Raw genomic sequence first — 12,424 nt, 5'->3', positions numbered from 1 at the left:
CGCCGGTAGCCTCAGTTTGCAGCGTGCGAGAGGAGTTTCATGGCGCGTCAATCGACCCCGAGTCATCATGATGGCTCGAAGCCTGTTGTTTCACCTCGGACCGTGAATGCTCGCGCGATTCTCGCGATCGTCATCGTTCTCGCACTCGTTGGAGTCTTCGTCGTCCGGCTCGCAGATATTCAGATCGTCCAGGCTGAGGCGCTGAACGCTGAGGCTGATAGCCGTCGCACGAGTTCTGCGGCGATCAACGGCGCTCGTGGCGACATCGTGGACATGAACGGCACGGTGCTCGCAGGCTCGGTTGATCGCTGGAACATCACGATCTCTCCGCAATACGCGCTCGACGAGTACAAGCTCGTGAAGGGGGAGCGAACGCTCGTCCGTACCGTTGGTGAGGCGCTCGTCGCCCTTGGTGAAATCACTGGCGACGATCCCTACGCGCTGCAAGAGAAGCTCAACACTGCGCTCGAAGCCGACGAGAACAGCGATTACCTCATGCTGATCCAGCAAGTGGACGCTGAACAATACGACCAGATTCGCGCGCTCGGAATTCCCTGGGTGTACCCGCGGCTGCAGCCCGCGCGCATCTATCCCAACGGCAACGTGGCGGGCAACCTAGTCGGATTCATGGGAACCGACGACCCGCTGGCCGGGCTCGAACTCTCCCAGAACGAATGCCTTTCGCCGACCGCGGGGAGCCAGTCGTGGAGTCGCGGTCGTGACGGCACGGTGATCCCGGGTTCTGTGGTCGTCGACGAGCCCGCGCACGACGGCGGCACGCTCGAACTCACTCTCGATGCCGACCTGCAGTATCAAGTGCAGCAGTACATCGCGGAGGCCGCGCAGAATCTTGGCGCGCCGAGCGCGACTGCGATCATTGCGAAGACGAGCGGAGAACTCCTTGCCGTCGCCGACTACCCGAGTGTTGACTCGAACCGACCGACCTCGACGGCCTCGGAGTATCGGGGCGCGAACTCCTTCATGATGACGTTCGAGCCGGGATCCATCTTCAAGACGGTCTCGATGGCGGTCATGCTCGATATGGGGATCATCACTCCAACGTCCGAAGTCGTGGCTCCCGGTCGAATCACCCTGCCAAACGGAGTGAGCCTCGGCGATGCGCACTGGCACCCCGATATGCAATGGACTGCGACCGGTGTGCTGGTGCAATCCTCGAACACCGGCATCACCCAGCTCGGATACGACATGGATCGCACCGAGTACATGGACTACCTCGCCAAATTCGGCTTCGGCGAACAGACGAACGTCGGCTTCAACGGCGAGTCCGCTGCCAGACTGCGCGACGCGGGCAGCCTCGATCTGCAAACCCAGTCGAACATGCTGTTCGGCCAGGGAATCGCGGTGACCCCGATGCAGATGGTCAGCGCGTATCAGGCGCTCGGCAACGGCGGGGTGCACGAGCCGCTCAAACTCGTGTCAGGATGCGCACTCGATGACGGGACCGTCATCGAGCCCGAAGCTCCCGACGGGCACCGCGTGATTTCCGAGCAGTCCGCTGAAGAGATCGTCAACATGATGGAGTACGTCGTCACCGACTACGGCTATCAGACCTTCCCGGTGCCGGGATACCGTGTCGCTGCGAAGACGGGAACCGCACAGGTCGCCTACCTGGACGGGTCCGGCTACGATCCCGAAAGCATGATCATCACGACAGCCGGAGTCTTCCCTGCGGAAGATCCCGAATACGTCGTCTACGTGCAGATCAACAAGCCGCAGACCGTGCGAACGAGCGCCGGTGCGATTCCGGTGTTCCATGATCTTGTTAGTCTTTTGATTCGGCAGTACGACATCCCACCGTCAACGGAAGCGCGACCTGACATTCCGCTCGAGTGGCCGAGTGAGTAAGAACGATGCCAGCTGCTGGCAAACACGAGAGAGAGGTTGACGTGGAGGGTGTTACTCCCGCGATTCTGCGACCGGAGCATCCGACACCGAGGCCGCTGAGTGCGTTGGCCAACGAGTTCGGTATCGAAGATTTCGATGCCGGCGATGCCGAAGTGACCGGCATCACGAACAACTCACGAGATGTACGACCCGGCGACATATTTGCGGCCCTTCCAGGAGCAGCGACACACGGTGCAGCGTTCTCCGCGGGCGCTGTTGACGCCGGTGCCGTCGCGATCGTCACTGATTCCGCTGGTGCGCTCCTGCAAGGCGAATTGGAAGTGCCCGTGCTCGTCGTCGAGAACGTTCGCGAAGCGCTCGGAGAGATCAGCGCCTGGGTTTATCGCACGCTCGAGAATCCTCCTCGGATGTTCGGTATCACGGGCACGAATGGGAAGACCTCCACCTCGTTCATTCTCGAAGGACTCCTGAAGAACCTCGGGTTCGTCACTGGCCTCTCGACCACGGCCGAGCGCCATGTCGGTGACCTGGTGATGACCAGCAAACTCACCACCCCGGAAGCAAGCGAACTGCACGCCCTCCTCGCTCGTATGTCCGAAGAAGGCGTCCGGGCAGCTGTCCTCGAAGTCAGCGCTCAGGCGATCGAGCGTCATCGAATCGCTGGAATCCGTTTCGATGTCGTTGCCTTCACGAACCTCAGCCACGATCACCTCGATGACTACGGCTCGATGGAGGCCTACTTCGAAGTGAAGCGAGAGCTCTTCTCGCCGGACCGCGCTGAGCGCGGCGTGGTCTGCGTCGACACCGAGTGGGGCGCTCGGGTTGCGGAAGACACTCGAATCCCCGTCACGACGGTCTCCTCCAACGGCGCTGAAGCCGACTGGCAGGTCTCGATCACTGCAGAGACGGTCGCGGGCACGAAGTTCTCCTTGACCGGTCCGGAGTCCCGATCGATCGATGTCGATCTTCCGTTCATCGGTCGCCATATGGCATCGAACGCAGCCGTGGCGATCCTCATGCTCGTCGAAAGTGGTTTCGACCTCGACGCGATCATCGAATCCATTGCGCACGGTGTACGCCCGGAGCTTCCTGGGCGCATGGAGCGCGTCGATTCGGGCAACGGACCGGTTGTGTTCGTCGACTACGGGCACAGCCCGGATGCCTTCATCCAGACTTTGCAAGCCCTGCGCTCGGTGACTCCCGGCAAGTTGATCATGATGTTCGGCGCAGACGGTGACCGTGACGCCTTGAAGCGCGCCGATATGGGGCGGATCGCGGCAGAGTTGGCGGACGTCGTCATCGTGACCGACTTCAACCCTCGCACCGAGGACGCCGCGAGCATCCGCGCGCAGGTGCTCGCCGGAGCGCGGGCAGTGAGGGACGACGAATCGATCGAGGAAGTCTTCCCAGAGGAATCGGCGATCCGTCGAGCGATCGAACACGCAGAGCAGGGCGACACCATCATTTGGGCGGGCCCTGGCGACGCCGACTACCGCGACGTTCGCGGTGTTCGTGAACCCTTCGTTGCGGTCACGGAAACGAAACGTGCCCTCGAAGAGGCAGGGTGGCACGCATGATCGCTATGACGCTGCAGGAGATCGCAGACGCGGTCGGTGGCACGATTCTCTCGCCGACTCTTGATTCGAACACCGTGTTTTCGGGCTCTGCCGAAACCGATTCTCGACTCGTCACGCAGGGCTCGATCTTCTTTGCGATGCCTGGCGAAGAAACCGACGGTCACCGGTTCATCGACGCCGCGATCGCCAATGGAGCAGCACTCCTCATCTGCGAGGAGCACGTCAGTACATCGACTCCGGCTATTCGTGTGGACTCCGGTGCCGAAGCACTCGCACAGCTTGCGAAGACCGTGGTTGCCCGTGTCCGGGCCGCGGGTGAACTCGCTGTGGTCGGCATCACCGGCTCGAACGGGAAGACCACGACGAAGTCGATGCTCCAAGCGATCCTCGAGCACCACGGCGAAACCGTGAGCCCGGTGAAATCGTTCAACAACCACATCGGCGCTCCTATGACCATGCTGCGGGTCACCGAGCAAACGAAATACCTCGTGCTCGAACTCGGGGCGAGCGGCAAGGGCGAGATCGCCAAACTCGTTGCGCTCGTGAAGCCAGATGTCGGCGTCGTCTTGAAAGTAGGGCTCGCCCACGCAGGAGAATTCGGTGGCGTCGAAGCCACACAGGCTGCAAAACGCGAACTCGTGACACCGCTCACCGCCGAAGACGTTGCCATTCTGAACCGCGACGATGCTCGCGTTTTCGCCATGAAGGACGACACAGCGGCGGCAGTGCGAACCTTCGGGCTCGATGCGCAGTCGACACTCTGGGCAAGCGAGATCGAATCCTCGATCGACGGCACCTCCTTCGAACTGCACGGCCAGTGGGCTTCGAAGCCGCTCGAATCTCGTGTGGTGCGGCTCCAGATTCTCGGAGATCACCACGTCATGAACGCACTTGCCGCCCTCAGCGCCGCTGACGCGCTCGGAATCGACCTGGATTCAGCGATTGCCTCCTTGGAGGCTCTGCCACTCGCAGAGCGCGGCCGTATGGAGCTCATGCACGCGAGCCGCTGGACGGTCATCAACGACGCCTATAACGCGAGCCCGGACTCGATGGCCGCCGCGCTGAAATCGCTCGCGCACATTGCTCGGGGAGCGGGGCGCCGCAGCGTTGCAGTGCTCGGCGAAATGAGCGAACTCGGAGAGTACTCCTTCGAAGAGCACGACCGCATCGGATTATTGGCGGTTCGGCTGAATATCGACAAGTTGGTCGTCGTCGGTGTTGCTGCACGTCAGATTCACAACGCCGCCGAACGCGAAGGTTCCTACGATGCCGAAAGCGTGTTCGTCGAAGATGCCGAAGCCGCTCGCAGATTTCTGGACACGGCACTCCGTGACAACGACCTCATTCTGGTGAAGTCGTCGAATAGCGCCGGGCTGCAGTCGCTCGGCGATGAGATTGGAGCACTGTGAACAATCTGCTGTTGAGCGCAGCAATTGCCTTGTGCTTTTCGCTGCTCGCGACGCCGCTCTTCATCCGTGCCTTCAACAAGATCGGCTGGGGACAGTTCATTCGTGATGACGGCCCGCAGAGTCACCACACGAAGCGTGGAACTCCGACGATGGGTGGCGTCATCTTCATCCTGGCGACCTTGCTCGGATATTTCCTCGGCAAACTGATCACCTGGGATCTTCCGAGTTATCCGGCGATTCTCGTCCTGTTCCTGATGACCGGACTCGGAGTGGTCGGGTTCATCGACGACTTCATGAAGGTTCGGAACCAGCGCAGCCTCGGGCTCACCGGTTGGGCGAAAGTTGCGGGCCAAGTCATCGTCGGCGCAGTGTTCGCAGTGCTCGCCCTGAACTTCCCGGACGAGCGCGGGCAGACCCCTGCATCCTTCATGATCAGCGGCGCGCGCGATATCGAGTGGCTCGACTTAGCCGCACTCGGACTGATCGTCGGTGGTCTGCTCATCGTCTTGTGGATCGTTTTCATCGTCGTTGCAACCTCGAACGCAGTGAACGTCACCGACGGCCTCGATGGCCTCGCGACGGGCGCTTCGATCCTGGCCGTCTCTGCGTACGTGCTCATCGGCTTCTGGCAGTTCAACCAGTCATGCTTCTCCGGCAGCATCGACCCCGACAATCTCTATCGCTGCTATCCGACGAGCGAACCGCTCGACCTCGCCGTCGTCGCGGCGAGCCTCGTCGGTGCTCTCATCGGATTCCTCTGGTGGAACACGAGTCCCGCGCAGGTCTTCATGGGCGACGTCGGCTCCCTCGGGATCGGTGGCGCAATCGCAGGGCTCGCAGTGCTCACCCACACCGAACTCCTGCTGCTGCTCATCGCGGGATTGCCGATCATCGTGACGGGCTCCGTCATCGTGCAACGCATCTACTTCAAACTCACCAAGGGGAAGCGCATCTTCTTGATGAGTCCTCTGCACCATCACTTCGAGTTGAAGGGCTGGGCGGAAATCACGGTGGTGGTCCGGTTCTGGATCATCGCGGGACTGTTCGTCGCTGGCGGTGTCGGACTCTTCTACCTCGAATGGCAGAGGTTCCCGTTTGAGTGAGCAATCGCCGCGAGTGCTCGCCTTGCAGAGTTGGCACGATGACTGGTCGGGGATCCGGGCGGTCGTGCTCGGACTCGGTGTGTCAGGCTTCGCTGCCGCGGACACGCTCGCTGAACTCGGCGCACACGTCTCCGTGGTCACTGCGCGCGCAAGCGACGAGCACAAACGGATCCTGCAGGTTCTCGGGATCCCACTTCGTGAAACCGCGGATGACCAGTCAACGCCACCGGAGATCGAAGGCGCTGACCTGATCATCATCTCTCCGGGGTTTGCGCCTCACCATCCTTGGTCGATTGCGAGCGCCCAGTCGAACGCAGTGGTCTGGGGAGATATCGAGCTCGCCTGGCGGGTTCGCGACAAGGTCCGGGCTGCGGAGTGGCTGCTCGTCACCGGCACGAACGGGAAGACAACGACGACGCAGCTCGCGGCGCACATGATTGCCCGTGGGGGAGCGCGCGTCGCTCCGGTCGGGAACATCGGGACACCCGTGCTCGACGCAGTTCGTGATCCGGAGGGCTTCGATGCGCTCGTCGTCGAGCTTTCGAGCTTCCAGTTGCACACGCTCGGCACGATCGAGCCACTCGCTGCAGCGCTGCTGAACATCGACGTCGATCACGTGGACTGGCACGGATCCTTCGAGCAGTATCTTGCCGCGAAGGGCAAAGTGTTCGAGAACACGAAGACCGCGATCATCTACAACACCGCGGATTCGCGCACGCTCGAGCTCGCGGAGAACGCAGAGGTCGTCGACGGCTGCCGCGCAATTGGCTTTGGCCTCGGTACCCCAGGCCCGAGCAACTTCGGAATGGTCGAGGACATCCTGGTTGACCGAGCGTTTCTCGATGCGAGAGCTGGCCAAGCGCTCGAACTCGCAACGCTCGAGGATCTCGCGCTCTCCGGGCTCGCCTCAGCACACATGACACAGAACGTGCTCGCTGCAGCCGCGCTTGCTCGCGCCTTCGGTACTGAGCCCGCTGCAATCCGCGCAGCAGTTCGAGACTTCACCCTTGATAAGCACCGCACCGAATCGCTCGGCATGGTTCGCGAGGTGCATTTCGTCGATGATTCGAAGGCGACGAACGCGCACGCGGCAAACGGTTCGCTCGGCGCTTTCCCGTCGATCATCTGGATCGTCGGCGGTCTCCTGAAGGGCGGCACGATCGACGATCTCCTGCTTCGGCACGCACACCGCCTTCGCGCTGCAGTCGTGATCGGTACCGAGCGCGACGCGATCCGTGAATCTTTCACGCGACACGCGCCCGCGCTCCGTGTGCTCGAGGTCGACGAGGTTCACACTGGTGACGTAATGGAGTCGGCGGTCGCTCTCGCGATTTCCGAAGCTGCCGCGGGAGACACTGTGCTCCTCGCACCGGCGGCGGCCTCATTCGATCAGTTCACGGGATACGCACAACGCGGAGAGCACTTCGCAGCGGCGGTCCGTCGGAGGCAGGAGAGGGCGAAGCATGACCCAAGCGCCCCCAACGCCGAACCGGGACCGGATCTCGGTCTCGAGCAAGGACAGTAGCGCCGGCGGCAAAGCTCGCGCGGCCTACGTTCGGGTCCGGCGGCTCGTTCCAGCGAACTCACTCACTTCTGCGCTGATCCTCGGATCAACGCTGCTACTCGTGATCGTCGGGCTCGTGATCGTGCTCTCGGCGTCGTCCGTGGAGGACTTCGCAGCCGTCGATCCCGACTCGCGAACGACAGAGGACTTCTTCCGCACCTTCGGTCGCCAAGCGATTTTCGCGGCGGTCGGCGTACCGTTGATGTTCATCGCGGCGAACATGCCGGTCAAGTTCTGGCGTCGGATTGCGTGGCTCGCGATCATGTTCGGAATCCTGTTGCAAGCGCTTGTCTTCACGCCGCTCGGATTCGAGTCCGGCGGAAACCGAAACTGGTTGCGCTTCGGCTCGTTCTCACTGCAACCGAGTGAGTTCGTGAAACTCGCGCTGTGCGTCTGGCTTGCCTTCATCATGAGCATCAAGAAGCACTCGATGACCAAGTTCTGGCACGTGTGGATTCCGGTTGCGCCGGTTGCAGGTCTTGCACTCGGACTCGTGATGCTCGGGCACGACTTCGGAACCGTCGTGATCATGGCGATGCTGTGTTTCGGGGCTCTGTACTTCGCCGGGGTTCGGCTCTGGCACCTGCTCCTGCCGATCGTCGTGGTGTGTGTCGCGGCTGTCCCCATCATTCAGACTTCGCAGTCTCGAATCGATCGAATTCAGCTCTTCTTCAACGGCTGCCAGCCTGAGGACTACTTCGTGTCGTGCTGGCAGCAGTTCCATGGGCTGTGGGCGATGTCGGGCGGCGGAATCTTCGGAGTCGGGCTCGGGAACTCGACCGCGAAGTGGCTCTGGCTCGCGGAGGCGAACAACGACTACATTTTCGCGATCATCGGCGAAGAACTCGGACTCGTCGGCGCGACCGCAATCATCCTGATCTTCGTGACGCTCGGCCTGGCGCTGCTGCGCGTGATCCGTTCGACGACAGACGTGTTCATGCGTGCGGCGACCGGCGGGATTCTCGTATGGGTCGTTGGCCAGGCCCTCGTCAACATTGCAGTTGTGCTCGGGTTGTTGCCAGTGCTCGGAGTGCCGTTGCCGTTGATCTCTGCGGGTGGTTCACAGACGATTGCGGTGCTCATCGCAATCGGGGTGGTGCTGTCGTTCTGTAAAGAGATCGACGCCAAGAAGGCCGAGGGAATCAGCCACAAACCCGTGAAGATGAAGTCTGTGCCAAGACGCGAGAGAATGACTGAATGACCGTGTACCTGTTTGCTGGAGGCGGGACCGCCGGGCATGTGAATCCTCTGCTCGCGGTGGCTGATCGTCTCCGTGAGCGCGAGCCAGATTCGGAAGTGCTGGTGCTCGGCACCAAAGAGGGCCTCGAACGAGAACTCGTTCCCACCCGCGGCTACGAACTCCTGACGATCGCGAAACTACCGTTTCCGCGTCACCCAAACCTCGACGCGCTTCGATTCCTTCCACGTTTTGCTCGCGCGGTCCGCCAGGTGCGGGCGATTATTCGCGATCGAGGGGTGACAGCGGTCGTCGGATTCGGCGGGTACGCCTCAGCGCCTGCGTATGTCGCTGCCAAGCGAGAGAACGTGCCGCTCATCATCCATGAAGCGAACGCGATGCCCGGTATGGCGAACAAGCTCGGCGCGCGTTCGACGCCGTGGCTCGGCTCCGCCTATGCGAACGCGAAATTTGCGGGTGCCCGACACGTCGGCATGCCACTGCGGACCGAAATCACGAGCCTCGACCGAAGCGCGCTCCGTGGGAGCGCGCGTGCGAAATTCGGGCTCGACCCCGATCGGCAGTGTCTGCTCGTTACCGGAGGCTCACAAGGTGCCCGCGCCATCAACCGCGCGATCGTCACAGCCGCGCCCCAGATCGTTGCTGCGGGCTGGCAGATTCTGCACCTCTCGGGCGGGAGGCAAACGGATTTCGAGCCGGCAACCGTTGAGCACTACACGGCAGTGACTTATGTCGAGCACATGCACTTCGCGCTTGCGGCTGCGGATTTCGTCGTCTGCCGCGCAGGCAGTCTGACCGTGAGTGAGCTCATGGCAGTCGGGCTCCCTGCGGTCTATGTTCCCCTGCCCTTCGGCAACGGGGAGCAGGGCTTGAACGCAGCTGACCAGATCGATGCCGGCGGCGCGCTCCTCGTCGACAACAGCGCATTCACCCCGGAGTGGATCCAAACGCAGCTCATCCCGCTCTTGAGAGATTCGGAGCGAGTAAAGGCCATGGCCCGGGCGAGCCAGCGCAGTGCCGTGCTCGACGGCAGTGAGCGAATGTACGAACTGATCTCGGAGGCCGTCGCGGACGGCGCACACAGGAGTAGCGCACGATGATTACGCCAGACCTCTCTACCCCTATTCCTGCGCGCATCGAGAGCGTGCATTTCATCGGAATCGGCGGGAGCGGCATGAGCGGCATCGCCGTCATGATGATCGACGCGGGAATCCGGGTTTCTGGTTCCGATCGAAGTGACAGCGCGACGACGCAGATGCTCCGCGAGCATGGTGCTCAGGTTGCGATCGGGCACGATGCGGTGAACCTCGGGCAGGTCGACGCGGTGGTCGTCACGAGCGCGCTGTGGCCGGAGAACCCGGAGCTGCTCGAAGCGCAAAAGCGCGGCATCACGGTGCTGCATCGATCACAGGCGCTTGCATATCTTGCGCAGGATCGACGGGTGCTCGCGGTCGCGGGGGCTCACGGAAAGACGACCTCAACGGGAATGCTCGTCGTTGCGCTCCGGGCGCTCGGTGCTGACCCAAGTTTCGTCAACGGCGGAGTCGTGCACGGCATCGGCGCTTCGAGCGGACACGGCTCCGGAGAGCTGTTCGTCCTCGAGGCAGACGAATCCGACGGCTCATTCGCACTGTATGACACGAAGATCGCGCTGATCCTGAACATCGACACGGATCACCTCGATCATTACGGAAGCCACGAGAATTTCGACCGCGCATTCATCGACTTCGCAAACTCCGCCGACGACCTCGTCGTGATTTCAGCAGACGACGAAGGCGCGAAGCGCGTGCACGCGCAACTCGAGCATCCGAATGTGCTGACCTTCGGCGAATCCTCCGATGCCGACGTTCGCATTTCGAATATCACGGTCGGCACCTCGGTCAGTTTCGATCTCGACTACCAAGGTGGGCGCTATTCGAGCAGCGTGCAGACCGTGGGACGCCACAACGCCTTGAACGCGGCGGCGGTGTTCACGGTCCTCGTCGGTGCAGGGTTTGAGCCTGGCGAGGTCGCGGCATCACTGACGGGGTTCTCCGGCACCGGTCGACGTTTCGAACCCCATGGTGCTCGCCGCGGCGTTCGCGTCTATGACGACTACGCGCACCATCCGGCAGAGGTGGTCGCTGCGTTGACCGCTGCGCGCACGGTCCTCGGTGAGGGGCGTTTGATCGCTGTGCACCAACCGCACCTGTACTCGCGAACGCGCGACATGGCAGCCGAATTCGCTGCCGCGTACGAGTCGCTGGCGGATCACACGGTGATTCTCGATGTCTACGGAGCGAGAGAAGACCCGATTCCGGGCGTGACCGGTGAGCTCGTGTACAAGGAGTTCAGCGATCGCTCGAAAGCCGATTTCCTGGCCGACTGGCAGGAGGCTGCTGATCGGGTCGGGGAGATCGCAAAAGACGGCGATCTCGTGATGACGCTGTCCTGCGGCGATGTCTACCGCATCATCCCGCAGTTGCTGACTTCGCTCGAGGGCACAACGGACGCCTCGTGAAACGACCGGAAGGGTTCTCGCACGGAGCACCGAAACCGGAGCAGCCCGGGTCCCCGCCGAAACAGCACTCGAATGAGAGCGCGCCCGTTGATGCAGCGAACGACGGCGCGAGCCCGAACGATTCTGGATCGTTTTCCATTGATCGTGCGTTCGCCTCGAGACGGGGATCGAAGCATCACGAGCCGGTTTCGATCAACGGCGAGTCGCGCGCGGAGTCCACGGAGAATCCGATCAGTGCGACAAACGACATCGTCTCGTCGCAGGAAGTGAACTTCACGGATTCGCTCGCAGGACTCAACACGACGGACGACCTCCCCTTCGAAACAAGCGCCAAGCCGAATGAGCGCTCCGGTTCGTACGCGCAACAGACCCTCCGTGAGTACGAGGAACTCGAACGGAGGGCGCAGCGCCGAGAAAAGGCCGAGCGCCAAGCGCTTCGCGCCGCAGCGAAAATGGACGCACGCGCGCAGAAGAAGAGCGCTTCGGCTGAGGTTCGTCGGTTCACCGCCGAGACCAGACGCAAGCGGAACCGGGTGTTCATCATCGTGGGTTCGGTGGCGGCCGTGTTCGGACTGCTCGTCGCACTCGTGTATTCACCGCTGATGGCAGTTCGATCAGTCGAAGTCGAGGGCACGCAAAGGATGGACCCGGCTGAGGTTGTTACAGCGCTCGAGCCGATGTCCGGCACGCCACTTGCCGCAGTGACCGATGCGAATGTGCAGAGCGTGCTCGCGCAATTCCCGCTGATCCAGTCGTTCAGCGTCGAGGCGGCGCCGCCCTCGACCCTGGTGATCCATATCGTCGAACGTCAGCCGATCGTCGGTGTGTTCAGTGAATACGGCGTCGCGCTCGTCGATCCCGCGGGGATCGCGGTCGAGTTCGTTGCCGAGGCGCCGCAGGGAATTCCGTATCTCGAGAACCTCCAGCCTGGCAGCGATGGCTTCGCGGCGGTCGTGGCGGTCGTGCGAACGCTCCCCGAGGAAGTTCGACTGCAGATTGCGACTGCGAAAGCAACGAGCGTCGATGACGTCGAATTCGTGCTCTCGACCGGGCAGACGGTCGTGTGGGGTGGGCCTGAGGAGTCGCGGTTGAAGGGTGATGTCCTCGCGGCGCTGCTTGCCGCGCACGATCCTTCCACGCCAGCGATCTTTGACGTCTCGGCGCCAGACCACCCTGTGATTCGCTGATACGACAGTGCTGCTCGTGG

9 protein-coding genes are annotated in these 12,424 nt (G+C 62.2%); all 9 read left to right on the top strand.

Annotated elements, in window-relative coordinates; translation table 11 throughout:
- Positions 1-39: 39 nt before the first annotated feature.
- The 9 genes from U2H20_RS03235 to U2H20_RS03195 are packed head-to-tail and all read left to right on the top strand — an operon-like array spanning position 40 to position 12,404.
- Entirely contained in the window at positions 40-1,866 is a 1,827-nt protein-coding gene (locus U2H20_RS03235; RefSeq protein WP_430593062.1) for a peptidoglycan D,D-transpeptidase FtsI family protein, read from the top strand.
- A gap of 41 nt (positions 1,867-1,907) precedes the next feature.
- Positions 1,908-3,443, top strand: a complete 1,536-nt coding sequence (locus U2H20_RS03230; protein ID WP_430593061.1) for a UDP-N-acetylmuramoyl-L-alanyl-D-glutamate--2,6-diaminopimelate ligase — start codon at positions 1,908-1,910, stop codon at positions 3,441-3,443.
- Positions 3,440-4,852, top strand: coding sequence for a UDP-N-acetylmuramoyl-tripeptide--D-alanyl-D-alanine ligase (locus U2H20_RS03225; RefSeq protein WP_430593060.1), 1,413 nt, complete (start codon positions 3,440-3,442; stop codon positions 4,850-4,852). The genes U2H20_RS03230 and U2H20_RS03225 overlap by 4 nt, the downstream gene beginning before the upstream one ends.
- Positions 4,849-5,955 (top strand): phospho-N-acetylmuramoyl-pentapeptide-transferase, encoded by a 1,107-nt coding sequence (gene mraY / locus U2H20_RS03220; RefSeq protein ID WP_430593059.1) that lies wholly within the window; start codon positions 4,849-4,851, stop codon positions 5,953-5,955. Before U2H20_RS03225 ends, mraY begins: the two co-directional genes overlap by 4 nt.
- Positions 5,948-7,480 (top strand): UDP-N-acetylmuramoyl-L-alanine--D-glutamate ligase, encoded by a 1,533-nt coding sequence (gene murD / locus U2H20_RS03215; RefSeq protein ID WP_430593058.1) that lies wholly within the window; start codon positions 5,948-5,950, stop codon positions 7,478-7,480. Before mraY ends, murD begins: the two co-directional genes overlap by 8 nt.
- Complete coding sequence (locus U2H20_RS03210) at positions 7,419-8,720, top strand: peptidoglycan glycosyltransferase FtsW (protein ID WP_430593057.1); 1,302 nt, start codon at positions 7,419-7,421, stop codon at positions 8,718-8,720. The genes murD and U2H20_RS03210 overlap by 62 nt, the downstream gene beginning before the upstream one ends.
- The gene (locus U2H20_RS03205) at positions 8,717-9,817 is read left to right on the top strand and encodes a UDP-N-acetylglucosamine--N-acetylmuramyl-(pentapeptide) pyrophosphoryl-undecaprenol N-acetylglucosamine transferase (RefSeq protein WP_430593056.1); all 1,101 of its coding nucleotides are present in this window, start codon (positions 8,717-8,719) and stop codon (positions 9,815-9,817) included. Before U2H20_RS03210 ends, U2H20_RS03205 begins: the two co-directional genes overlap by 4 nt.
- Positions 9,814-11,217 carry a UDP-N-acetylmuramate--L-alanine ligase gene (gene murC, locus U2H20_RS03200; RefSeq protein ID WP_430593055.1) on the top strand — a complete coding sequence of 468 codons (1,404 nt, stop codon included), beginning with the start codon at positions 9,814-9,816 and terminating at the stop codon, positions 11,215-11,217. Before U2H20_RS03205 ends, murC begins: the two co-directional genes overlap by 4 nt.
- Complete coding sequence (locus tag U2H20_RS03195; RefSeq protein ID WP_430593054.1) at positions 11,214-12,404, top strand: FtsQ-type POTRA domain-containing protein; 1,191 nt, start codon at positions 11,214-11,216, stop codon at positions 12,402-12,404. Before murC ends, U2H20_RS03195 begins: the two co-directional genes overlap by 4 nt.
- Positions 12,405-12,424: the final 20 nt, after the last annotated feature.

The organism is Humidisolicoccus flavus (assembly GCF_045689595.1).
In the GTDB taxonomy this organism is placed as follows: Bacteria; Actinomycetota; Actinomycetes; order Actinomycetales; family Microbacteriaceae; genus Humidisolicoccus; species Humidisolicoccus flavus.
Note: the sequence above shows the minus strand (reverse complement) of the source record. Positions and strands in the feature narration are given on the sequence as shown.